At 61.1% G+C, this 21,636-nt stretch carries 23 protein-coding genes; 8 read left to right on the top strand and 15 right to left on the bottom strand.

Translation table 11 applies throughout. From position 1 onward, the window contains the following. From imuA to BHC62_RS21580, 4 genes are all read right to left on the bottom strand, one after another. A complete protein-coding gene (imuA, locus tag BHC62_RS21595; protein WP_070996095.1) occupies window positions 1-612 on the bottom strand; it encodes a translesion DNA synthesis-associated protein ImuA in 612 nt (203 codons plus the stop codon). After that, window positions 612-1,220 carry a transcriptional repressor LexA gene (lexA, locus tag BHC62_RS21590; protein ID WP_070996094.1) on the bottom strand — a complete coding sequence of 203 codons (609 nt, stop codon included), beginning with the start codon at window positions 1,218-1,220 and terminating at the stop codon, window positions 612-614. Before lexA ends, imuA begins: the two co-directional genes overlap by 1 nt. Before the next feature lie 63 nt (window positions 1,221-1,283). Beyond that, the gene (locus BHC62_RS21585) at window positions 1,284-1,922 is read right to left on the bottom strand and encodes a ribonuclease T2 (RefSeq protein ID WP_070996093.1); all 639 of its coding nucleotides are present in this window, start codon (window positions 1,920-1,922) and stop codon (window positions 1,284-1,286) included. Window positions 1,923-2,027: 105 nt separating this feature from the next. Further along, window positions 2,028-2,996, bottom strand: coding sequence for a Gfo/Idh/MocA family protein (locus tag BHC62_RS21580; RefSeq protein WP_070996092.1), 969 nt, complete (start codon window positions 2,994-2,996; stop codon window positions 2,028-2,030). Between the two features lie 141 nt (window positions 2,997-3,137). Here BHC62_RS21580 and BHC62_RS21575 point away from each other — a divergent pair, with 141 nt between their 5' ends. Beyond that, a complete protein-coding gene (locus tag BHC62_RS21575; protein WP_029293678.1) occupies window positions 3,138-3,500 on the top strand; it encodes an NUDIX hydrolase in 363 nt (120 codons plus the stop codon). Window positions 3,501-3,503: 3 nt separating this feature from the next. Here the strand turns inward: BHC62_RS21575 and BHC62_RS21570 are convergent, their stop codons facing one another. Further along, on the bottom strand, window positions 3,504-3,752 hold the full coding sequence (locus BHC62_RS21570; RefSeq protein WP_029293677.1) for a DUF1652 domain-containing protein: 249 nt from the start codon (window positions 3,750-3,752) through the stop codon (window positions 3,504-3,506). Window positions 3,753-3,849: 97 nt separating this feature from the next. Further along, the gene (locus BHC62_RS28640; RefSeq protein ID WP_176770983.1) at window positions 3,850-3,996 is read right to left on the bottom strand and encodes a hypothetical protein; all 147 of its coding nucleotides are present in this window, start codon (window positions 3,994-3,996) and stop codon (window positions 3,850-3,852) included. On the opposite strand from BHC62_RS28640, the gene BHC62_RS21565 reads away from it, so the two are divergent. Next, window positions 3,995-4,939 carry a sensor domain-containing diguanylate cyclase gene (locus BHC62_RS21565; protein ID WP_070996091.1) on the top strand — a complete coding sequence of 315 codons (945 nt, stop codon included), beginning with the start codon at window positions 3,995-3,997 and terminating at the stop codon, window positions 4,937-4,939. The genes BHC62_RS28640 and BHC62_RS21565 overlap by 2 nt on opposite strands. A gap of 409 nt (window positions 4,940-5,348) precedes the next feature. On the opposite strand, the gene BHC62_RS21560 is transcribed toward BHC62_RS21565, so the two are convergent. After that, the gene (locus BHC62_RS21560; protein WP_070996090.1) at window positions 5,349-5,678 is read right to left on the bottom strand and encodes a hypothetical protein; all 330 of its coding nucleotides are present in this window, start codon (window positions 5,676-5,678) and stop codon (window positions 5,349-5,351) included. Window positions 5,679-5,847: 169 nt separating this feature from the next. Here BHC62_RS21560 and BHC62_RS21555 point away from each other — a divergent pair, with 169 nt between their 5' ends. Continuing rightward, window positions 5,848-6,393 carry a hypothetical protein gene (locus BHC62_RS21555; RefSeq protein WP_070996089.1) on the top strand — a complete coding sequence of 182 codons (546 nt, stop codon included), beginning with the start codon at window positions 5,848-5,850 and terminating at the stop codon, window positions 6,391-6,393. A 58-nt stretch (window positions 6,394-6,451) separates the two neighbouring features. Here BHC62_RS21555 and BHC62_RS21550 read toward each other — a convergent pair whose 3' ends face one another. The 5 genes from BHC62_RS21550 to BHC62_RS21530 all read right to left on the bottom strand — a co-directional run bounded on the left by BHC62_RS21550 (window position 6,452) and on the right by BHC62_RS21530 (window position 13,676). After that, window positions 6,452-7,090, bottom strand: a complete 639-nt coding sequence (locus BHC62_RS21550) for a hypothetical protein (protein WP_029293673.1) — start codon at window positions 7,088-7,090, stop codon at window positions 6,452-6,454. 119 nt (window positions 7,091-7,209) lie between these two features. After that, complete coding sequence (locus BHC62_RS21545; protein WP_070996088.1) at window positions 7,210-9,687, bottom strand: TonB-dependent siderophore receptor; 2,478 nt, start codon at window positions 9,685-9,687, stop codon at window positions 7,210-7,212. Between the two features lie 102 nt (window positions 9,688-9,789). Next, window positions 9,790-10,734: a FecR family protein gene (locus BHC62_RS21540; RefSeq protein ID WP_029293671.1), complete on the bottom strand. Its 945-nt coding sequence runs from the start codon at window positions 10,732-10,734 to the stop codon at window positions 9,790-9,792. Beyond that, window positions 10,734-11,276 (bottom strand): sigma-70 family RNA polymerase sigma factor, encoded by a 543-nt coding sequence (locus BHC62_RS21535; RefSeq protein WP_070996087.1) that lies wholly within the window; start codon window positions 11,274-11,276, stop codon window positions 10,734-10,736. Before BHC62_RS21535 ends, BHC62_RS21540 begins: the two co-directional genes overlap by 1 nt. A gap of 252 nt (window positions 11,277-11,528) precedes the next feature. Next, a complete protein-coding gene (locus tag BHC62_RS21530) occupies window positions 11,529-13,676 on the bottom strand; it encodes a TonB-dependent receptor domain-containing protein (RefSeq protein WP_070996086.1) in 2,148 nt (715 codons plus the stop codon). A gap of 170 nt (window positions 13,677-13,846) precedes the next feature. Between BHC62_RS21530 and BHC62_RS28635 the strand changes: the two genes are divergently transcribed. The 5 genes from BHC62_RS28635 to BHC62_RS21510 all read left to right on the top strand — a co-directional run bounded on the left by BHC62_RS28635 (window position 13,847) and on the right by BHC62_RS21510 (window position 17,114). Further along, window positions 13,847-14,008, top strand: a complete 162-nt coding sequence (locus tag BHC62_RS28635; protein WP_166647865.1) for a hypothetical protein — start codon at window positions 13,847-13,849, stop codon at window positions 14,006-14,008. Window positions 14,009-14,013: 5 nt separating this feature from the next. Further along, a complete protein-coding gene (locus BHC62_RS21525) occupies window positions 14,014-14,652 on the top strand; it encodes a helix-turn-helix domain-containing protein (protein ID WP_029293668.1) in 639 nt (212 codons plus the stop codon). Window positions 14,653-14,718: 66 nt separating this feature from the next. Next, the gene (locus BHC62_RS29385; RefSeq protein WP_029293667.1) at window positions 14,719-15,228 is read left to right on the top strand and encodes a hypothetical protein; all 510 of its coding nucleotides are present in this window, start codon (window positions 14,719-14,721) and stop codon (window positions 15,226-15,228) included. A 350-nt stretch (window positions 15,229-15,578) separates the two neighbouring features. Next, window positions 15,579-16,415, top strand: coding sequence for a 5'-nucleotidase, lipoprotein e(P4) family (locus BHC62_RS21515; protein WP_070996085.1), 837 nt, complete (start codon window positions 15,579-15,581; stop codon window positions 16,413-16,415). Window positions 16,416-16,673: 258 nt separating this feature from the next. Continuing rightward, entirely contained in the window at window positions 16,674-17,114 is a 441-nt protein-coding gene (locus BHC62_RS21510; protein WP_029293665.1) for an HIT family protein, read from the top strand. Here BHC62_RS21510 and BHC62_RS21505 read toward each other — a convergent pair. The 3 genes from BHC62_RS21505 to BHC62_RS21495 are packed head-to-tail and all read right to left on the bottom strand — an operon-like array spanning window position 17,101 to window position 21,602. Further along, a complete protein-coding gene (locus BHC62_RS21505) occupies window positions 17,101-18,228 on the bottom strand; it encodes a fimbrial protein (RefSeq protein WP_070996084.1) in 1,128 nt (375 codons plus the stop codon). The two genes, BHC62_RS21510 and BHC62_RS21505, sit on opposite strands and share 14 nt — an antisense overlap. Next, a complete protein-coding gene (locus BHC62_RS21500) occupies window positions 18,225-20,822 on the bottom strand; it encodes a fimbria/pilus outer membrane usher protein (RefSeq protein ID WP_029293663.1) in 2,598 nt (865 codons plus the stop codon). Before BHC62_RS21500 ends, BHC62_RS21505 begins: the two co-directional genes overlap by 4 nt. A gap of 33 nt (window positions 20,823-20,855) precedes the next feature. Further along, complete coding sequence (locus tag BHC62_RS21495; RefSeq protein WP_029293662.1) at window positions 20,856-21,602, bottom strand: molecular chaperone; 747 nt, start codon at window positions 21,600-21,602, stop codon at window positions 20,856-20,858. Between the last annotated feature and the right edge of the window lie 34 nt (window positions 21,603-21,636).

The following is a 21,636-nucleotide window of genomic DNA, read 5'->3' as shown; positions in this document are numbered from 1 at the left end:
TCAGTGCCCGCTGGCCAGGGCAATGGGCGCGGGATGGGCCAGGCCACCCCGGCACTTGAGTACCCGCACCTGATGCGGCTCGACGGCCAGGCGCAGGGCCGCCGGTGACGGGTTGATCGCCTCGCCCATGGCCCGCCAGGCAAACGCCAGGGTCTGGCCGGTCTCGGCAGCCACCTGCAAGCGGCGCAAGGCCCGGTCATCGGCCTTGCGCGGCCAGCACAGCACCGCGCCGCAACTGCCCGAACGCAGGCATTGCTCGGCCGCCCACAAGGCATCGCGGTCATCGGCCTGGATCACCGAGAGCTGGCGCAGGTCCACCCCGGCGTTCTGCCAGGCGTGGGGGTATGGGGTATACGGCGGTGCCACCAGCACAATGCGCTCGCCGGCCGCCGACAGCCGCGCCAGGGTCGGCCAGACCAGTTGCAACTCACCCACGCCCTGCTGGGCCACGAGGATTTCGCTCAAGGCCGATTCTGGCCAGCCACCGCTGGGCAACACCGCATCCAGGGCCGCCAGCCCCGTGGGATGCACACTGGCCGGCGGCGCGGCCGGCCGCCCCTTCCAGACCCGCCCGCCATTGAACAGCGAGTCCAGTGCAACCACGGCGCCCATCAGCCTGGCCTCACCAGGCCACAGAACACACCCTCGATGGCCAGGTCCTGGTCGGGACGGACCACGATAGGTTGATAAGCAGGGTTGCGCGGCAACAGACGCACACTGTCGCCCGCCCGCTCGAAACGCTTGATGGTGACTTCGCCATCCAGGCGCGCCACCACTATCTGCCCGTTCAGCGCCTCGGCACTGCGCCGCACGCCCACCAGGTCGCCATCGAGAATGCCGTCTTCGATCATCGAGTCACCCTGGACCCGCAACAGGTAATCCGGAACCCGGACAAAGGTCGCAGGGTCGAGCATCAACCGTGCGTGCACTTCGGCGTCGGCGCCGATGGGCAGGCCAGCTGCAACGCGGCCCAGCACCGGGACATCCAGCCATTCGGGGCGGGCCGGTTGATTGAGCAGGCGAATACCCCGGGCCTGGTTCGGGTTGACCTCGATAAACCCGGCCTCGGTCAACGCCAGCACGTGTTTGCGCGCCACACTGCGCGAGGCAAAACCGAAGGCCTCGGCGATCTCGGCGAGGCTGGGGGGCTGACCTTGCTGCGCGATACGCTCGCGGATGAAGTTCAGGATGGCGCAACGGCGGGGAGTGAGAGTCGTCATGGAGTACCTTTGTACTCCTGTGGGAATTTTCTGACAATAGCCGCTAGTCAGAAGCCCACCCACCTATCGCTGGGCTGGAATCCGCAGTTCGCCAGCGCGGCATTGCGTCTTGATGCTCTGCGGGCAACCGGTAAAGCGCAGCTCCTTGCTCAAGCAGACCCGCACCTCCGACAACACCTTGCCCTTGCAGATCACGGCCATGCCGTGGCGCCCCATGCTGGGGTTGCTCTCGCGAAACAAAGCTTCAATGTCCCTGGCTGCAAGGGGGCCCGGCACATTGAAAGGCTCGAACGCCTGGGGAATCTGCACCACACCCAATGCCGTATCAGTCTTGTCCAGATACTCGGATGCATCTACGCCGCTGCATGTGCCGTGCTTGGCCCACTCATGCTTGAGCAGTTTCTCGGTGACAAACAATGACATGCCCTTGGCCACGTCCTCGGCCGACAACCGCGACTGCGGCAGGCAAGATGCCGGCCAACCGCCTCGCGCATATTGTGGCCACAGGCCATGCAACACAAAGCCGTAGCCCTTGCCCGTGCATTGCTGGTCCTGCGGGTGGGTGAGGCAAAAAGTCGGCGACCAGGACAGTGACAACACATAAAAATCAAAGTCCCCGGCTTGCCCCTGATGACGGGGGGCGGCATCAGCCAGGGCGGTCAATACCAGGCACAGGGCGATCCAGGAGGTTCTCCATCTCATCAAGCAAATCCTTAAATAAACTAAGCGGCCATTGTTATGAACGACTACCCCGCAACGCCGTCAGGTAACGCGCCGCCCTACTGTCGAAAGCTCAACAACTGTGGGTCACGGCTTGCGCTGCAACACCCGATCCATGATGCGGTCGGTCTTCAAGGCCTCGATCGCCAGTGCCGGGTGCACACTCTCGCCGCGGATATGCGCGTTCATACCCAGCACGTGGTGCCACTGGATATGGGGGTGATGGGCAATATGCAGGGTCTCGCTGACCTCGGCTTCGAGCTGCAACGGCTGCTCGTCGAACACTGAAAAAGTGATACGCCCTGTGCTGCCGATCAACTCGACCCGGTCCTCGCGCCGGTCAGCCACAAAGTTCCAGCAGCCCATGCCCAACGCACCCGAGCTGAAGCTCCAGCAGGCGGTGACGGCGTCTTCCGCCACATAGCGCCCGGCCTGGCGCGCGGTATAACCCGTGACCTCGACGATATCCCCCGCCAGGTACTGGAACAGATCGAAACCGTGGCTGGCCAGGTCGGCAAAATAACCACCACCGGCAATCGCCGGATCCGTACGCCAGTTGCTGGCATGGGTATCTGTCGGCGCTGGCGGCTTGCACAAGGTCCAGCTCAGGTGCCGCAACTCCCCAATGCGCCCTTCCTGCAACCAGGTACGCACCTGCTGGAAGCGCGGCAGGGAGCGCCGGTAATAGGAGACAAACAGATGCAGCCCGGCCCGCTCGAAAGTGCGCTGCATCAAGGCGCTCTGCTCGGCATTCAGCGACATCGGCTTCTCGACGCAGCAATGCTTGCCCGCCGCCGCCACCAGCAGGCTGTATTCCAAGTGGCTGGCCGGTGGCGTGGCGATGTACACCGCATCTACTTCAGGGTCATCGATCAGCGCCTGGGCATCGGTGTAAAACCGGGCAATCCCGTGGCGTGCCGCATAATCGCGCACCGCTTCCTCACGACGCCCCATCACGGCGACCAGGGCCGAACCTGGCGCTTTGTAGAAGGCGGGTCCACTCTTGACTTCAGTAACACTGCCACAACCGATTATGCCCCAGCGGATGGTGCTCATCTGACTTTCCTTCACCGGTATTTTTTCAGTTGGGCAGTATCAGCGTTTTCCTGCACGGTCTCCAGCCTCTCCCCATAAAGACCCAGCATGACAATTGCATTACACTTTTGTGACAGTCATCCAGCTGCGGGGGCACAGACGATGAAAATACGCGCAACGGTGATTTGCGAACACGAGGGGCACATTCTGTTCGTGCGCAAGGCCAGGTCGAAATGGGCATTGCCCGGTGGCAAGGTCGAGCGCGATGAACGCCCGGTCGGCGCGGCCGAGCGTGAGCTGCAAGAGGAAACCGGGCTGCACGTGGATGGTTTGTTGTATCTGCAGGAGTTGAAGGCCAGTGACACGCTGCATCACGTGTTTGAAGCCTCGGTGGTCAACATCGACCAGGCCCGGCCCTGCAATGAAATCATCGACTGCCAATGGCATGCCTACAGTGCGCTGGAGCAGTTGGATGCGACCGACGCCACCAAGCGCATTGTCCGCTCGTTTCTACGCAGGCTCTAACGCCTAGCCGAATGCCGCAAACCCACGGCGCCCGGCCTTGAGCTCGGTGCGCAGCTCGCCGATCAGGTTGGAGATGGCACGGATGCTATCCAGGCCCTGGGGCGAGACGCCGGTCAACAGCAGGTCGACGCGACCGGACTCGGGCTCGAATACGCGGATGGTCAAGAAACCCTCGGGGTTGACGCTACAGTCGCAGGACAGCGGGACGAAACCGGACGCCATGATGCGGCTCAACTCAACGATGGGAATCATCCTGGGCACCCTTGTTCGCACATGACGCGATGGACGTGATCCCTGCAGGTTAGATCAGGTTATGCAACCCGTGTGGCCAATCCTACGAAAGTGTTAGCTACCCCACATTTTTGCGCGAACGCGCTGGTGCAATGGCGTCAGAAAAACCACGCCGCAACCTCTCATCCGAGGTTGCCAGCGGCGCTTGATTCTTGGCAAGGATCACCAGATGCTCATGGTTTTTGCCGATCTGGAGCATCTCCATGCGCCGCGACATCCCGAGCGAACCCGACAGCGCCGTGTACAAAACCCTGCTGGAGTCGACCAAGGCCATTCCCTGGCGCATCGACTGGCAGACCATGACCTTCAGCTACATCGGCCCGCAGATCGAAACGCTGTTGGGCTGGACGCCCCAGAGCTGGGTCAGCGTCGACGACTGGGTCGAACGCATGCATCCGGATGACCGCGAATACGTGGTCAATTTCTGCGTGTCGCAATCGCGGGCCGGCGTCGACCACGAGGCCGATTACCGTGCCTTGACCAGCACCGGCAACTACGTGTGGATTCGCGACGTGGTGCATGTGGTGCGCAAGGAGGGCGAGGTGGAGGCGCTGGTGGGCTTCATGTTTGATATCAGCGAGCGCAAGCAGACCGAGGAGCACCTGATCCGCCTGCAAAAACAACTGGAAGAGTATTCGTTCCAGGATGGCCTGACCGGCATTGCCAATCGGCGCATGTTCGACACCGTACTGGAGCGAGAGTGGAGCAGCGCCCTGCGCAGCCAGTTGCCGTTGTCGCTGATCATCCTCGATATCGACTACTTCAAGCAGTACAACGACCACTACGGCCATATCAAGGGCGACGAATGCCTGCGCCAGGTCGCGCGCACCTTGTCAAAAGCCGCCAACCGGCCACGGGATTTCATTGCGCGTATCGGTGGTGAAGAGTTTGTCTGGTTACTGCCCGAGACCGATGCTGCGTCGGCCAGGCGCGTGGCCGAGCGCTGCCTGCACCTGATCCGCCAACAACAGATCGAGCATGCTCATTCCAGCGTGTCGCCACTGTTGAGCTTGAGCCTGGGCGTGGGCACCACCACGGTCAAGCCAGGCAGCGAGGCCTTGACCTTTGTCGAGGAAGTGGACAAACAGTTGTATCAGGCCAAGCGCAATGGCCGGATGCGTGCTGAGTTTTTCGAAGCCATGGTGTGAGACCAAATCGCGGGCAAAAAAAATCCCAAGTAGCTGATGGAAACTTGGGATTTAAAAATGCATAAACCGTGGGAGGTGAACGCCCGGCCATAATAACCACAGAGACAACTTGTAACAAGTTTATTAATAGCCTTTCGTCGGATTGAAACAGCGCTAAGTCATTCAATAACCACACATTTTTTATGGAGCACGGCACTTGTCGTGCCACTTTTTGGTGCAACTTCCAAACTTGCGAGAGTAAAACCTTAATAACTATCGGGTTAATAAACATCTATGCATACCGCTGATGTTTTTGTAAGCGCCGGCTTGCCGGCGAAGCACCTGAGAGCACCACGGGGGCCAGACACCCCGCGTTATCGTTGACGCTTTTCGCTGGCAAGCCAGCGCCTAAGGTAGGTCTTGCGCCCTTCTATTTGCGCGCCAACTTGTAGCGCACGCACTCTTCATAAAAGCTCGAACGGACTGCCGCCGGCTTGAGACGCGAGGGGCTGTCATAGGTCTGCTCGGTGATGCCCATGGCCATCATGCGCATCCAGGACTTGTCGAACTTGTACCGCTGGATCTTCTGCCGCGCTGCATACAATGAAACGCCAGCCAACTTCAGCTCCTGGGCCCTGGCCGCCGTGCCCGCGCCCCAACTGCACATGTAGCGATCCCCTTCACGTAGCGCCTTGCCCTGGGCCGCCGCCGCCCCGCTGGCCAGGGCCAAGGCTAGCAGCGTGATTTTTACATTGCGCATTGGCATCCTACCTAACCACCTGAAAATAAAAGTGATTTTGGCGAAACATGCGGTAGACGGGGGCCAGCAAAATGCCTTCTTGACGTAATCCCCTCCCCGCCATGGTTGCCGCCCTACCCGCGCCTGACCATAATCGCGCGCCCCTATCCCCCTCACGCAAGGAAATGCCGTGAAGAAATTTCTTATGTTGGCCCCATTGGTATTACTGCTGCTGCAAGGTTGCGGCGTGACCATGACGCAATACGAGCCCAATTTCGACAACGTCCAGCGCCTCAAGCAGACACCCGCGTTGCAACCCATCAGCCAGGCCAAGGTCACTGCCGCCTCGAGCCAGGGTTCGTTGATGGTCCGGGCCAATCCGATCAGCTCGCCTGCCGGCAGTATCCCCGCTCACGTGCAGGCGGCAATCACCCAGGAACTGTCCCTGGCCGGCCTGCTGAATCAAAGCGCGCACCGGCGCCTTGACGTACTGCTGGTGAAGAACGAGCTGACAGCGGGCATGGGTTCCGGCCACGGCATACTGGCCGCACGCTTTACCGTGCTCAAGGACGACACGGTGGTGTACGACGCCACCAAGGAAGTGACTAGCGTGTGGTCCAGTTCATTCTTCGGTCCCATTGCGATTCCGAATGCGGCGAATGCCTACAACCCGCTGGTGCGTGACCTGCTCAAGGCCTTGTACAGCGACCCGCTGTTCATTCAGGCACTCAAGTAAAAACACCAGGTAAAAAAAAGGGAGCCGGTTAACCGGCTCCCTTTTTTTACAGCCCGGATCAGGCCCGTGGCACACCGGCATCCAGTGCCGAGTACTTCAGGTTATTGCTCTCGACCATCTGCTTGAGCAACGCATTGACCTGGCGGGTGAAGGTATCGGTCACCGCTTCTTTTGGCGTGTAGGCCATCATCGGGATAAACCAGATACCCAACCAGGTGTTGATCGCATCATGGTTGCTGCCTTTGCTCAGCGCCTGGCCCTGTGGGTCCAGGGCTTCCAGGCTCATGGTGTACTGGTCGGTACCCAGCGCCGGGATGATGGTGAAGGTGAAGCCGCTGATAAAGGCCAGTACCATCTGACCGCCACCTGGCGGATGGTTGTAGACCTTCAGGCGCAGGCTGTAGTCGCCTGGCTGCTTCTGGAACTCATCGAGGGTCACACGGCCGAACAGGCCGGAGTCGGTGAGGATTTTTTGCAGTTGCGGGCGCAGCATATCCCGCGCCTGAGGTACTTCAGCAGCGGCAGCGTTGGTCGGTTCGCCTTGATAAAAATCAAAGTCGACATAAACGTTCGGCTTGTTGGCGAAGCTCGCCTTCGATGGCAGGGTGACTGGCGCGACTTCGTCCTTGGTGAAGCTGGCGCAGCCACTCACTGCCAACATCATCAGGGCCAACCCCAGCATTTTTCCAATGTGCATTACGACTTCCTTAGTTGATGGAGCGTCTCCATGGCCGGAGGTGCTGGGGGCGGATAATAGAGAGTCAACGACCTTGGTAAAAGGCCGCTGTAGGAAAAAACCTCATCAACTACCCGCGCTTACCACTGATATGTCGCACTCGCCTGCACCGTACGCTGCGAGCCGTACCAGCACCACGAGTACGAATAGCAGGACGCAACGTACTCTTTATCCGCCAGGTTGGTGGCGTTTACCGCCAGGCGCAGGTTGTCGCCCGGGGTGTTGATGTGGGGGATGTCGTAGTGCACCGACGCATCGAACAAGGTGTAGCCGGGAACCTTCAAGGTATTGGCGGTATCGCCCCATGACGAGCCCACATAACGCGCACCCGCGCCTACGCCGAAGCCCTTGAGGTTGCCGTCATGCAGGGTGTAGTCGGCCCACACCGAGGCCGTGTGCCGTGGCACCGCGTAGGTGGTGGTGCCCTGGGTCGGCACGGCCGGGCCTACGCCAATGTCGGTGATCGGCGCATAGCGCACGGTGCTGTTGGATTTGCTGATGCGGTTATCGAGGTAGGCATAGGCCGCCGTGATATCCAGGTTGTCGTTGAGGCTGGCCTTGCCTTCAAGTTCAAAGCCACGGGAGCGCACTTCGCCGTCCTGGACCTGGCAGCGACCATTGCCGCACAGGTGGGTAGGATCCGGGTCCATGGTGGGCACGTTGTTCTGGCGCAGGTCGAAGATGGCAGCCGTGATAAAGCTGTTGCTGCCCGGCGGTTGGTACTTGATGCCGATTTCGTACTGCTTGCCTTCAGTGGGCTTGAACACCGAGCCGCCGTAGCCGGTACCGGTTTGCGGTGAGAAGGATTCGGAGTAGCTGGCGTATGGCGCCAGGCCGTTATCGAAGAGATAGACCACGCCCAGGCGACCGGTGAAGGCTTTGCTGTCCAGGGAGGATTTGGTTTTCTTGCCGTCGGTCAAGCTCAACGAGCTGTTATCCGAACTGGCCCAGTCATAGCGACCGCCCAGCAACAGTACCCATTTGTCCCACTTCGCCTGCTCCTGCAGGTACACACCGGTCTGCTCGCTACGCTGGGTCGCGTCGCTGGAAAATGCCGGGGTGGTCACCGGTGCACCGTACACCGGATCGAAGATGTCCAGGTCCGATCCCTTGCCGTAACCGGCCTTGGTATCGACGCTGGTGTTCTGGTAATCCAGCCCCATCAACAACGTGTGCTGCACCGGGCCGGTGTCGAACTTGCCCTGCAACTGGTTATCCAGGTTGTAGGCGTCCATGTCGACATCGGTGGCGATGGTCGAGCGGGTCAACGTACGGTAATCGGCCTGCAGGTTGCTGCTGTAGATACTGCGATAGATCCCTTCGCTACGCATATAACGGGCGTTCTGGCGCACGGTCCAGACGTCATCGAGGTGATGCTCGAAGGCATAGCCGATGGAGTAATGTTCGCGATCACTCTTCTCGAAATTTTTCTCGCCGTCATAGAAGTCGACATCGATCTTGCGCCCCAGCGGACTATGCAACACCGAACCCCACGCCGGCATCGACCCGTAGGACGCGCCCTTGGGATCCTTCTGGAAATGCCCCAGCAGGGTCAGCGACGTGGCCTCGTTCGGGCGCCAAGTGAAGGCCGACGACAGCGACTGACGGCGGGTCTCGGTGTGCTCGACCTGCCCGTCTGCATCATCGAACAACCCGGCGACGCGGTAGGAATACACCCCCTGGTCGTCCAGCGGGCCACTGAGGTCGAAGGTGGTGCGTTTCTTGTTGAAGGTGCCGTACTCCACGCCCACTTCATGGAACGGCGTATCCAGCGGGCGCTTGGTGACCAGGTTGATCACGCCGCTGGGGCTGCCCTGGCCGTACAACACCGAGGCCGGGCCACGCAGGACCTCCACGCGTTCCAGGTCGAAGGCATCTTTTTGCGGCGAGGCATCGCGGCTCGATGCCACGCGCAGGCCGTCCAGGTAAGTCACTGGCGAGAAGCCACGGATGGTCAACTGGTCCAGGCGCGAGGCAGTGGCACCACGGGTTTCCGGGACGACCGCAGCGCTGTAACGCAGGATCTGGTTGAGGCTTTCGGCATTCTGCGCACGCATCTGGTCCTTGGTGACCACCGAGATCGACTGTGGCGTCTCGATCAGCGCGGTGTCGGTCTTGGTGCCGGACAGGCTGCGCGTGGCGACATAGCCAGACACCGGGCCGATGGGGCTTTCACTTTGAGCAGCACCGCTGATGGTGGTGGCCTGCAACTCCATCGAGCCTTCCGCCTGGGGGATCAGCTCGATGCGGTAGCGCTTGGCAGACAGCGCCTGGGCACGCAAACCGCTGCCCGCCAGCAACTGGGCCAGTGCTGCGTCGCTGCTCAACTGCCCGTTCAAACCACTGCTGCGCTTGCCGCGGGTCAAGGCCGGATCAAAGGCCAGGACCAGCCCGGCCTGTTCGGCAAAGCCATTGAGGGCCTGGCTCAGTTCACCGGCAGGGATCGAAAAATGGCTGCTTTCATCAGCCCATGCCGTGGGTATGGCAAGGGGTAAAGCGGCAAAAGCCATCGCCACCGACAGCGCCAGTGGGTGCAACGGACGAGCAAAGCGTGACATGAGAGGTCCTGGAAAATGGAGTTCTATATTCCATGACGGCCATGTCGGGAAATCGGGTATGAATGAGAGAGATTTTTATTTGAAGGGGCGTTTCCAGCCCGTTCAGAGGGGTTTGACCACCACCATCAGGTCGGTGAAATATTCCACCTTGATCGGCAGGTTATCCGCCAGGGTCGCCAGCGCCGCGTCGCTGTCATCGAGCTTGAATACCCCCGACACGCGCATGCCTTGCAACGCTTGGGCGTCAAAACGCACCATTCCATGGCGATAGCTGGCCAGGGTCTGCAGCACTTCGCTCAACGGCCGGTCATCTACCGTGAGCAAGCCACGGGTCCAGGCAGCCGGGTCGCCACTGCCGACCGGCTGTGCCGGCTGCGCGCGGCCCTGCTTGAGGATCGCACGCTGGCCTGCGGTCACTTTCACCGCCGCGCTGTCGTTGCCTTTGGCGGCTACCGTTGACTCGATCACCGTGACCACGGTGGAGCCGTCCACTGCACGCTGGACCAGAAAACGCGTACCCAGTGCCGTCGCCGTGCCCTGGTCGGTGCGCACCACGAATGGCCGTTGCGCATCCTTGGCCACCTCCACCCACATCTCGCCCTTGAGCAATTCGATCACGCGTTGCCGGCCGTCGAACTTCACGTCCAGCGCCGAGTTGCTGTTGAGTTGCACCTGGCTGCCGTCGGCCAGGGCGAGCTGGCGCCGCTCACCGACACTGGTGCGTTGGTCGGCCATCCACAGGGGCAGTTGCTCGACGCCCGCCCAGCCGACCACCAGCACACCCAACAACCCCAGGACCTGCCCGCCGCGCACGGCGTACCCGGGTTTGCGTGGGATAAAGGCCTGATTCAGCGCCAGGCGTGCCGGTTCGGCAGGCAGTTCATCGAGGCTGCCCCACAAAGCCCCCATGCGCTCGAAAGCCACCCGGTGACGTGGGTCGGCTGCGCACCAAGCCTTGAATGCCTCGCGATCGGCCGTGCTGACGTCCTCGTCGTTGAGTAACGCCAGCCACTGCGCCGCTTCGCTGACAATCTGTTCAGAGGACATCAAAGCGGGTCCGCGCCATGCAGCGTCTGGTAGCAATGCACCAGCGCGCTGGAGATATAGTTTTTCACCGTGCTGGGCGAGACCTGAAGCTGGGCGGCAATTTCACTGTAGGTCAGCCCGTCTAGGCGACTGAGCAGGAACGCCTCGCGGGCCTTGTCCGGCAGGCCGGCGAGCATCAGCGCTATGCGCTCCAGGGCCTGCAGCGCCACATGAATGGTCGCCGGGTCTGGCATGCCGGCATCTTCGTACTGGATGGCCAGGGCTTGCATATAGGCTTTCTCGATCTTGCGCCGCCGCGCGCCGTCAATCAGCAAGCGCCCGGCTGTGGTCGCGAGAAATGCCCGGGGCTCCTGGATGTTGTGCGGTTCGGCCAGCAGCAATACCCGCACAAATGCATCCTGAGCAAGGTCCGCCGCATGCTGCGAGCAGCCGAGTTTCTTGCGCAGCCACCCCTGTAACCAGGAGTGATGGTCACTGTAAAGCGCGGTGAGTGTCTGCTGGCGGCGGGCCATATCACATTCGGCCACAGGAAAGTCATGCATGCGCAAAAATTTCTCAAACAAGAAAGATTACCAATCGCGCAAACGATGACAGTAAAACGATGGCAGGGCAAGGGGGCCTTTGTGGCTTGGGGGCTTGTCCCGATGGGCTGCGCAGCGGCCCCAAACCTGCCTCATCGGTGTGTCAGGAAAATGGGATGTGCCTTATTGGGGCTGCTACACAGCCCATCGGGGGAAGCCCCCTCGCCACGACAAGCTCTCTGGCATGACAGCCCCCCTTCATGGGGAGGCAGGTTAACGCAAGCTCCAGGAAACCCCGGCATATACGCCCATGCCGTCGCCCGGCGTCGAGCGCGCCATGTCGTTGCCGTGGTCGTCGTACCCCGGGGTCACGGTATTGGCGTAGCGCTGGTTGGTCAGGTTGCGCAGGTCGATCCAAGCTTGCCAGTCCTGTTTGGGCGCGTCATAGCCGATGGTGGCGCCCAATAAACCATAGGCTTTCGCGTAGTAGGAGTTGGCGTAGTCCACCGCCACCCGCGAGGAGTACTCGCCATTGAGGCTGCTGAAAAAGCCGCTGGGATGGCTGTAGCGCAACTGCGTCTGGTAGTAGTGCTTGGGGATGCCGGGCAGCGTGTTGTCGCCAAACCGTGGGTCGTCACGGTAGTGGAAGTTACTGTAGGTGTAGGCCTGGCGCAGGGCCAGGCGGCCAGCATTGCCACCGTCCCACAGCGGGCTGGTGAGGCTCAGTTCCACGCCTTGGTGGATGGTCGGGCTGGCGTTGGATTCGGCGACCACCTGCGACGTGTCAGGCGTAGCCGCCTGGGTCTCGACACTGAGCAGTTCGTGGCGCACCAGCGAGTGGTACAACGCCAGGTCCCATTGGCCAAACCAGGCTTCGCCGCGCCCGCCCACTTCCAGGGTGGTGGCGGTCTGGTTTTGCAGCTCCACGCCTTCGCGGGTCAAACCTGATGCCGGATTATTAGTCTCTTTAGGGAAGAACTTATTGGACCCCCAGATCATCGACCAGGCATGTGGCGGCTCCACCGACCGGCTCAGGTTGCCATACACCTGCAACTGCGGATTGAAGTCATAGCGCAGGCCCACGCGCGGCGCATAGTCCCAGTCGTGGGTGCTCAAGGGGGCATGGGTCTCGGGATAAGTGACTTCGGTTTCGCGGCGGGTGTAGATCGCCGCCAGCCCGGTGGTCAGCCACAGGTCGGGCAGCAGTTCCAGGTCGTTGCTCACGTGCAACACCGTGTCCGACCCCAGGTAGCTGTAGTCACGGGTCTTGGTACCCGGAGCGAATGTGGCCGTGGCGCCGGCGGGCACGCGCACGTATTCCGACACGCCGTTATTGGGCATCCCCTGGGTAGTGCGCAGGCCGACCGTGGTCTTGCTGTCACGCCCCAGCAAAGTGTCCTGGCGGATGTAGTTCAAGGTACCGCTGATATCGGTGTACGCCACCTTCAACCGGTTGGTGCCCTCGCGCAGGTCCATCGGGTAATCGTGGTACACCAGGCCCGCCTCGATACGCGCGTTATCGTCCAGTTGCAGGGTGGTCTTGTTGGCGATCCACGTAGAGCCCGGTTGCAAGCGCTTGGAGTCGCGCGCCAGGTTGACCGCGTTGGCCGCGCGCGGGCTGTGTTCGATCTGCTGGCGCGTGAGTTTGCCGGGGCTGTCGTTGGCGGTTTCGCGGTAGCGCAAGTAGAAGCGCGTTTCCAGGTCCGGGTTGAACCGGTAGCCGAAGTTGGCCGCCACACCCTTGCCACTGCCGGCGCTCTGTTGCTGGAAGCCGTCGTACTCGGCATCGGTCAGGCTGATGTAATAGTCGGCATCGCCCAGCACTTGCCCGGAGCTGATTTCCCGCTGGGCATAACCATGGCTGCCGGCCTCATAGCGCACGCGCAACTTGGGGGCATCGTAGCCTGTGCGGGTCACATAGTTGACCGCCCCGCCCAGGGCCAACGCGCCCCGGTCAAACCCGTTGGCGCCACGCAGTACTTCGACGCGGCTTAGCCATAACGGATCCTTGAGTTCGTAAGGCGTGCCGCCGGGGCCAGTGAGTGGCAGGCCGTCGATGGTTTCATACAGGCCGGACGCATGACTGCCAGGACCACGGTTGATGCCCGACCCGCGAATGGAGATTTTCGTCCCTTCGTTGTTCGCAGCCTTGGCGTAGATGCCGGCCTGGTACTTGAGCACATCTTCGTTGCTGCTGACCCGGCCCTGCTCGACGCTGGCCATGTCAACGTAGTTGGTCCCGCCGGGCACCTGCTTGAGTTGCGCCTGGGCCGCCTCGCCTTCGCTCAGCTCAGTGCTGGTGACTTGCAGCGGCGCCAGTTGCAGGGCCTCCTGGGCTTGGGCCAGGTGACTGATTGTCAGGGCGACGCCGAAACCGAGCCAACGAGGGGAGAGAAACAGCAAAGGTTGAGGCAGGCGCATGGGGCCGAATCCTGGAAAAGTTCAAGCGTTGGAAGAACATGGGATACGGCAGGTCACGTCTGTTTTTAAGTCCAAAATAGAATTAATAAATGCAAACTCAGTATTTAAGGAAATAAGCCGCACGCAGTAATGTGGAGCAACCGAGTCACCACCGTCAGCCGAGACTGCCCATGTCGATATCCGCCAACGTCATTGATTTCACCCTCCACCGCAAGCGCCGCCAGGCACGTGCAGCGGCCGAGCTGATGTGGGCAATGTACGCGGCGCGTGCCGGGCTGTCGGGGTTCACCTTGCAGACCAGCAACACATCCACCGATACACGCCGGGCGTAAGGCCGATGAGTTTTCTCCAGGCCATTCCCGAACGGCTGCCTCCCACCGTTCAACCCAAGGATTGCGCCACCCGCGACGACGATGCCATCGGCCAGTGCGTCGCGCATAACCTGCAGCGTCTGCGCAGCAAACGCTACTTATCCCTGGATGCGCTGGCCCGCGCCTGTGGAGTAAGCCGGGCGATGCTCGCGCAAATCGAGTCCGGGCGCAGTGTGCCGTCGATCAAGGTGCTGTGCAAAATCGCCAAGGGCCTGAAAGTGTCGGTGGCGGCGTTCCTGGAAAACCGCTCGTTCGAAGGGGTTGAACTACTGCCCGCCCACCAGAGCAAGCGTCTGGTGAGTGCCGATGGTACGTTCGTCAGCCGTGCATTGTTTCCCGACGACATGTCACGCCAGTCGGAATTCTATGAGATACGCCTGAGCGCGCGCGGTGAAGAGGTGTGCGAAGGCCGCAGGCCAGGAATCCAGGCAAACCTGGTGGTCGCTCAGGGCGTGCTGGAAGTCAGCGTCAACGAGGAGCGATACTTGCTGTCCACCGGCGACTCGATTCTGTTCTATGCCGACCAGCCCCACCGCTACCGCAACCCGGCAGACAGCGATGCGCTGGCGTTCCTGGTCATCATCCACCCCGAACGCCTGGACTGAACGCAAAAAGCCCCGCCTGAGCAATCAGGCGGGGCTTTTTCATGCCTGCGAACAGCCTGTCAGCAGGTGCAGCACATCATCGGCATGCCGTTGCAGCTCATCATCATCGGCATAGCGCAGTCATTCATCATTTTCTTCATCAGCATGCAGCAGTTGTCCATCATCGCCATGCTCATGCCGGGCATCGGCATCATCTTGCAGGTCATGCCATCGGCTTGCAGGGTGCATTCCATGACGCACTTCATCATCGGCATCGACATACCCATGGGCATGTTCATCGCCGGCATGTTGTTCATCATGGCCATGGTGTCTTGCGACATGCACATCATCGACAGATTGGCACACTGCATCATCATCGGCATGCCGCAGTTCATCATCATCGCCATCATTTCGGCGTTGTTCTTGAACATCGCCATGTCCATGCCGGCTGCCGGTTTCATCGTGCACATCATGGCATCACCGGTCATTTCGCACTGCATGGTGGCCATCATCATCGGCATGCCCATCATCGGCATCATCGGCATCGCGTTGTTCATTGGCATCTGCATGGCGTTCATCATGTTCGAAACTCCGTAATCGACAGGAAAGGACTAAATTCTGGGGCCGATTCTAGAGATGACGCATCACGCTGCAAGACGCCAGCCGAGCAGCGTAAATGGCTGCCAGACCGTCTACTCGTCACTTGCGGCAGACTTCATAGACGCGGCAGCAGACAGATACTTGTTATTGCATCCGCAGCCTACGCAGCAGCCTGGAAATGGACGCAATGGATATTCACTAAACAGCTATGTACCTTCGATAAGGAAATAAACGATCTAACCCTTGTGAAAATAGATGCCCGATGCAGGCTGGCGTGCAATATTGCGGTACTGTGCGGGGCCCGATCGTCGCTCCCCTATCGCCATTTTTCGAGGCCGACTATTTTTATGCGTCTGATGAATGTTGCCGGCGTATGCCTGCTTTCTTCGGTACTGATGGGCTGCCAACAGCGCCCACCCGCCAACGACCAACTGGATGCAGTGCTGTGGACCCAGACGTCCATCGAGCATGAGTTGATCTATCGCCAGGTGTTCGCCGACGCCACCCGCCAGCTCGACGTGGCCCTGGCCACCAAGGACTGGGACGCCCTGCCCTTTGCCCCGCGCAACCTGGCCGGCCTGCCGCCGGCGGTGATCGTCGATATCGATGAAACCCTCCTGGACAACGTGCCACTCAATGCCCGGGACATCGTCAACAACCAGGTCTACTCCTATGACCGCTGGAACACCTGGGTCGACCAGGCCAAGGCCCAGGCCCTGCCCGGCGCCGTGGCGTTTTTGCAGGCGGCCAAGCAACGCGGGATCAAGGTGTATTACCTGACCAACCGTGAGCACAGCCAGGTTCAGGCCACCGTCGACAACCTGCGTTTGCGCGGTTTCCCGGTAGAAAGCAATGAGCAGGTGCTGGCAGCCGCTACCCCGACCGGCCACTGTGAACAGGCGGGCTACGGTAAGAACTGCCGGCGCCAATGGGTCGCCAGCCAGGCGCGGGTGCTGTTGATGGCTGGTGATTCGCTGGGGGATTTCGTCCAGGCCGAACACAACACCCTGGCCGCCCAACGCCGGGCGGTCGAACCCTACGCGGATTGGTTCGGCCAGCGCTGGTTCCTGCTACCGAATCCGACCTACGGCAACTGGTACAGCGCCCCCTATGGCGACCGCGAAGATATTCCATTTGAGCAAAAGCGTTTCTTCAAGCGTGAGGCCCTTCAATTACAGCAATAACCTGCTGTATGTAGGAGCCTGGCTTGCCTGCGATGGCGGTGTACCTGCCACCAAAAATTGTGACTGAACCACCGCTTTCGCGGGCAAGTCGAATCGTCGCACCGCCGCTCCCACAGGGGGTTGGTGGCAGGTCCGGGATTTTGGTTGCGACATGGATCACATGTGGGAGCTGGCTTGCCGGCTACTACAGGAGTCAACCGCGCGCCCTCTGATCCGTGTTTCAATGCGGCATTTCGCCAGCCCCTTTAAGGACTACGGATGTCTCTGATCTCGCAACGTGTAGCACTGGCGCGCAGCGGCGCCAATGACAAGGTGATTTGCAAAATGGCCTCCGGTTGGGCCGTGATGGGCGATGTGCAGTTTCTGCCGGGTTACTGCCTACTGCTGCCCGATCCCGTGGTGCCGAGCCTTAACGATCTGGACACCCAGGCCAGGACCACCTACCTGCTGGACATGGCCCGCCTTGGCGATGCCGTGCTACAGGCAACCGATGCGCTGCGCATGAACTACGAAATCCTCGGCAACTCCGAGCCGGAGCTGCACTGCCACATCTTCCCCCGCTACGCCTCGGAAGCGGAGCACTATCGCAAGATGCCGGTCTGGTTCTATGACTGGAAAACCGCCACGCCGTACGCCGAAGACGTCCACGGCGCATTGCGACTGGAGATTGCGCGGTTGCTGGCCCTCACTGATAAATAATCGTGAACGTCGCCGAGGCATTGGCCGGCCCCGGCGTGACCGTGTTGGCCGTTTGCAGGTAACGCGCACGCAGGGGGATCGAATAGCTGCCCTCGGTGGTGCGCAAGGTAAGGCCGCTGGCTCGGTTGGTTGCCAACGGCACAGGCGTACCGTTGCTGGTCGCCACCTGCACGCCGACACCGGTTGCGGCAGGTGCCTTGCCCGTCCCGCTAGGGTCAAGGGCAAGCACGCCGTTGGTTGCGTTGATCGCCACACGCGCCGGGTCGATGCGGTACTGCAAGGAGTTGTTGACCCGGGTGCCGCTACTGGTAGTGGTGCCAGACGGTGAGGTGCCACTTTGCGAAACCCAGTTCGGCCCGCTAGTCGTATAGATCCCGCTGAACGCCGGGCAGTTGTTCAGGGCAATGGCAAAGTCTGTCCAACCCGTGGTGCTGTTGATCCCGGTGAATTTGGCAGTCAGGTGCGAGCCCATGGGCACCGACACATCCGGCGTACTGCAAGTGCGCGAGACAATCTGGATGCTGCCGGAGATGCCCATCCTGAAACCCTGCATCCTGGCGTCGCCGAAGTTACCGAATAGGCTCACGATCGGTAACGTACTGCCCATCAGTACACCCGGCGTCACATCGCCCAGCTTGATCAGGATCAGCTCAAAGTTCGACGGCCCGTCAAATGGGACCAGGCACCTCCAGCCACTCGTACAGGTGGTCCAGGCTCTGCCAGATTGCCTTGGCAACGGGCCACCCAAGCTATTGAAGGCGACCCCCAGCCCCGGAATGCTGGTTCTGTAGACTTTGTTGGCATACGTCCCGCTGGACACACTGGCCAGGGCATAGCTGGAGTCGACAGTCAGCTCGGTCCACTGCTGATACGGGGCGTAGAGGCACTCAAGCTTGGGCGCCTGGCCTGCCGCCATACTGAATTTCTGGCGATACACTTCAGTACCCACTGGCACATCGCGCCCGACAGTGATCGCCGAAACCTGCAATGGCATGGAGCCCACGGCCGGGCGAATACCGTCCATGTAGGTGCACGTGACCGCCATGGCCGTCCCGGCCACCGCCCACAATGCGCCGACGGCCAGGCCCGCCTTGATCAAAGCGCCGATGTTCATAACTGTACCTTTTGAAGAGTGTTGGGCTGTACGCTGCCAGCCACCTGTTTACCGGCCGCACATACGGCGTCCAACTGCTGCAACTGCTGCCCCTGGCCGGGGCCGGCCGGGATCACCAGCGCGCACTGCTGATGGGTCTTGCTGCCCCAGTTGATCAGCAACTGGCGGGTTTCAGGCTTGATCCGGGCGTACAACTGACCCCCCTGCCCGACCATGCCCACCGACGTGCCTTCGGCATCGGTCACGCCCGCACCAAAGGGCAGGCTGCTGCCATCGTCGAGGCGCACGTTGAGCAACACCGCGCGGCCCTGGTTGGTGGTGTATTTGAGGTGCACCACGGCGCCGGCACGCGGAGCCACTTGCTGGCTGGTTTCGTTGAGTTCGACATCCAGCGAACTGCCAATCGGGTCGATCGCCACTTCATTCAATTCATAAGGACGCAGGTACGGCACCACGGCGTTACCGCGGCTGTCGAGCTTGAGCCCTGGATACCCCGAGACCTTGGCGCCTTCGGCACCCGGCGCACTGACTACCGCCATGGTTTCACCGCGATACGGCGTCATGGTTACGCCGGCGGCATGGGCCACCACCGTGCCGCTGGCGCCCACCGAGGCGCTGGTATAGCCATCGCCGCGGCCCAGGGCAGCACTGAGCATGGCCCTTGCGCCGGTGTACTGGCCATTGAGGGCTGCGCTCTTGCTGTTGCTGGCGCCATCATGGCCGAAGGTTGCGCCGTAGCCATACTGGCGGTCATCGCCAGCGGTGCCGCTGATGCCGGCCTGTTCGCTGTAGTTGCCTTCGCTATCACGCCCCACCTGCGCGGTGATTTGCGGGCTGTGGCCAGACGCACCAAATTCCAGCGGCATACTCATGGTCAGCAAGAAGCTGTTTTGCATATCGCCCAGGCCCATGCGGCTGCGGTTGGCGTTCACGCTGAAGCTGATGCGATTGAACTGCTTGCTGTAGCTGAACTGGTACTGCAAGTCACTGCCCGGCAGGTTCCAATAGTTCTGCGCAAAACCACTGATTGCCACTTGGCCCCAGTCTCCCAGGCTCTGATCGGCAGTGACTGAGAAGCGGCTGCGTGGGCGCCCGAACATGCTGGTGTCCCAGCCACTTTTCTCGGCATCAAGCAGCTGTATGGCGTTGCTGAAATCCAGGTATTCGCTGGTGGAAAACCGATAGGCCGCAACGGAGAAGTTACTACCGGTACTCAGCACGTTCTTGCTGTAGGACACGCGCATGCTCTGCCCTTTGGCGGCGCCGGTGGCCAGGTCAGTCTGGGCGTGGGTCAAGTCGACGGCCATGGCCCCGATGGGCGTACCAAATGCCAGACCGGTAAGCACCGCGGTGTAGTCATCACTTGACTGCATGCCGGCAAAGCCTGTGAAGGTATTGTTCAGGCCATATTGCAACGTACCTTGCAACAGACGCGACTGCTGGTCGACGTAGTTGTTGCGGGTTTCACCTGCAGTCAGGCTGAAACGCGAGGTGCCAGGGCGCAATAATTGGCTGACCGAGGCATACGGCACGATGAAGTTCTGTTCGGTGCCGTCGGCCTCGGCCACGCTCACGTTGAGGTCGCCGCCGTAGCCGGTGGAGTACAGGTCATCGATCACGAATGCGCCGGGGGCCACGGTGGTTTCCAGCAGGATGTTGCCGGCCTGGCGAATGGTCACCCGCGCGTTGGTGCGGGCAATGCCACGGATCACCGGGGCATAGCCGCGCATGGATTCGGGCAACATGCGGTCGTCACTGGCCAGTTGCACGCCACGGTACGACAAGGTGTCGAAGATCTCACCGGTGGTGTTGGACTCGCCCACCGTCAACTGGCTTTTCAGCGCAGTGATATCGCGTTGGACGTAAGTGTCCAGGGCCTGGTAATTGGTACCCAGGCGCGACTGCCAATTCATCGAGGCATTGTGGCGCAAGCGCCAGTCGCCCAGGTTGAGACCGGCCTGCAGCCCCAGGAACGCCGAGTCGGAATTGCCGCTGCGGGTGTGGTTACGGTTGCCGCTGAAGTTGTAGCTGAGCATACCGGCGGTGACGCCACGGTCCCACAACTCGGGGCTGACATAACCGCGCGCATTTCGCTTGAGCACCATTTGCGGGATGCTCAGGTCGAGGGCCTGGTTGTCTGGCGAGAAGGTCGCGGTGGCGCTCGGGATCAGCGTACCCAGCGCTGCACAGCCCTGGCTGTCCAGGGCCAGGCTGGCCTCGGGTGACAGGCTGGACATCTCCACGCCTTGGCGCTCAAGCAAGCCACGGGTCATGCACACCACTGGCTTGCTGCCGTCGGCCTGGGCCTCGATACGGATATCCTGGCGGCTGTTCAACTGCCCGTTAAGAATCACGTCTGCGCGGTATTGCCCCGGCATCACCGGGTTGCCAGCCTGATAGGCATCAAGGTCGAGATTGCGCGAGTCCTCAGGCAGGAACGCGTCATTGAATTGCACCTCTTGCGCCAGTGCGTCCTGCACGGCCATTACGCCTGGAGCAACGGCCAGCACCTTGAGGATCAAGGCCGTGAGCGGATTCAAGGCGAAGCGAGGCCGCGCCCGCAGAAAAAACCTGCAGCTGAAAGAGGTCGACATAAGTGACTCGCGAGTAAAAACGTCAGGGATTGATCAGCGCTGGAGTGGTTTCCGAGTCGGGACCAGTGCGCCGTAATCATTGATGGCGTTGAACTCCACCTGGGCATCGCCGGCTGGTCGTGCCTTGAGCGCGGGCAGTACGAACTGCCGGGTTTCACCCGGAGCGATCATGCCGTCTTCACTGCGCTCACGCTGGGCGCCAGCCACCAGTTCCAGTTCAACCAGCGAGACATAGAACGCCGTCGGGTTGAACGCCTGCAAAGCCAGGCCTTGCCCGTCACGCGCCGGCACCAGTTGCCACTGCACCTGCTCAATCGCCTCACTGGCAGTGCCCGGCAAATCGCTCGGGCGGTAGAACAATTTGATCCGTGAGCGAAACGCCATTTGCAGGGTATTGAGGTCCGTGCCGGCCTCAGGCTTGGGCGGAATTTCCAGCACGTTAAGCCAGAACACCGACTCTTTGTCCTGGGCCAAGGGAGCCCCTGTGAACATCAGCCGCAGGCTTTGGCCCTTGGTCGGATCAATGCGCGCCACCGGTGGCGAAAGCAGGAACGGCGCCTGGGAGCTGGTCGGGGTCGATTTGACGTCGCCGGTGTCGATCCACGATTGGGTCAACGCCGGCTGCGTGCCGTTGTTATTGAGTTTTACGGTGATTTCTTTCTGGTCCGCCGGGTAGATCAGACGGGTTCCGGTAATCACTACCCCAGCCAAGGCCTGGGAACACATCAGTGTCGCCATCCCTGCCAGGAGCAGTTGCTTGAATGCAAGTGAGCAAGACATAAAGCAATCCCGTTGCCGCATGGAAGCACGCCCC

This window comes from Pseudomonas sp. 06C 126, from assembly GCF_001855215.1.
Taxonomy (GTDB): Bacteria; Pseudomonadota; Gammaproteobacteria; order Pseudomonadales; family Pseudomonadaceae; genus Aquipseudomonas; species Aquipseudomonas proteolytica.
The sequence above is the reverse complement of the archived record's forward strand: the minus strand, read 5'-3'. Positions and strand labels throughout refer to the sequence as shown.

What these genes read in the sequence shown, in the direction of transcription:
- BHC62_RS21495 (WP_029293662.1), bottom strand. Translation starts at nt 21,602, where the DNA reads ATGTCTTGCTCACTTGCATTCAAGCAACTGCTCCTGGCAGGGATGGCG.
- BHC62_RS21515 (WP_070996085.1), top strand. Translation starts at nt 15,579, where the DNA reads ATGCGTCTGATGAATGTTGCCGGCGTATGCCTGCTTTCTTCGGTACTG.
- BHC62_RS28640 (WP_176770983.1), bottom strand. Translation starts at nt 3,996, where the DNA reads ATGGAGATGCTCCAGATCGGCAAAAACCATGAGCATCTGGTGATCCTT.
- BHC62_RS21550 (WP_029293673.1), bottom strand. Translation starts at nt 7,090, where the DNA reads ATGCACATTGGAAAAATGCTGGGGTTGGCCCTGATGATGTTGGCAGTG.
- BHC62_RS21560 (WP_070996090.1), bottom strand. Translation starts at nt 5,678, where the DNA reads ATGCGCAATGTAAAAATCACGCTGCTAGCCTTGGCCCTGGCCAGCGGG.
- BHC62_RS21510 (WP_029293665.1), top strand. Translation starts at nt 16,674, where the DNA reads ATGTCTCTGATCTCGCAACGTGTAGCACTGGCGCGCAGCGGCGCCAAT.
- BHC62_RS21565 (WP_070996091.1), top strand. Translation starts at nt 3,995, where the DNA reads ATGCGCCGCGACATCCCGAGCGAACCCGACAGCGCCGTGTACAAAACC.
- BHC62_RS21585 (WP_070996093.1), bottom strand. Translation starts at nt 1,922, where the DNA reads ATGAGATGGAGAACCTCCTGGATCGCCCTGTGCCTGGTATTGACCGCC.
- BHC62_RS28635 (WP_166647865.1), top strand. Translation starts at nt 13,847, where the DNA reads ATGTCGATATCCGCCAACGTCATTGATTTCACCCTCCACCGCAAGCGC.
- BHC62_RS21570 (WP_029293677.1), bottom strand. Translation starts at nt 3,752, where the DNA reads ATGATTCCCATCGTTGAGTTGAGCCGCATCATGGCGTCCGGTTTCGTC.
- imuA (WP_070996095.1), bottom strand. Translation starts at nt 612, where the DNA reads ATGGGCGCCGTGGTTGCACTGGACTCGCTGTTCAATGGCGGGCGGGTC.
- BHC62_RS21580 (WP_070996092.1), bottom strand. Translation starts at nt 2,996, where the DNA reads ATGAGCACCATCCGCTGGGGCATAATCGGTTGTGGCAGTGTTACTGAA.
- BHC62_RS21540 (WP_029293671.1), bottom strand. Translation starts at nt 10,734, where the DNA reads ATGTCCTCTGAACAGATTGTCAGCGAAGCGGCGCAGTGGCTGGCGTTA.
- BHC62_RS21505 (WP_070996084.1), bottom strand. Translation starts at nt 18,228, where the DNA reads ATGAACATCGGCGCTTTGATCAAGGCGGGCCTGGCCGTCGGCGCATTG.
- BHC62_RS21530 (WP_070996086.1), bottom strand. Translation starts at nt 13,676, where the DNA reads ATGCGCCTGCCTCAACCTTTGCTGTTTCTCTCCCCTCGTTGGCTCGGT.
- lexA (WP_070996094.1), bottom strand. Translation starts at nt 1,220, where the DNA reads ATGACGACTCTCACTCCCCGCCGTTGCGCCATCCTGAACTTCATCCGC.
- BHC62_RS21575 (WP_029293678.1), top strand. Translation starts at nt 3,138, where the DNA reads ATGAAAATACGCGCAACGGTGATTTGCGAACACGAGGGGCACATTCTG.
- BHC62_RS21535 (WP_070996087.1), bottom strand. Translation starts at nt 11,276, where the DNA reads ATGCATGACTTTCCTGTGGCCGAATGTGATATGGCCCGCCGCCAGCAG.
- BHC62_RS21545 (WP_070996088.1), bottom strand. Translation starts at nt 9,687, where the DNA reads ATGTCACGCTTTGCTCGTCCGTTGCACCCACTGGCGCTGTCGGTGGCG.
- BHC62_RS21525 (WP_029293668.1), top strand. Translation starts at nt 14,014, where the DNA reads ATGAGTTTTCTCCAGGCCATTCCCGAACGGCTGCCTCCCACCGTTCAA.
- BHC62_RS21500 (WP_029293663.1), bottom strand. Translation starts at nt 20,822, where the DNA reads ATGTCGACCTCTTTCAGCTGCAGGTTTTTTCTGCGGGCGCGGCCTCGC.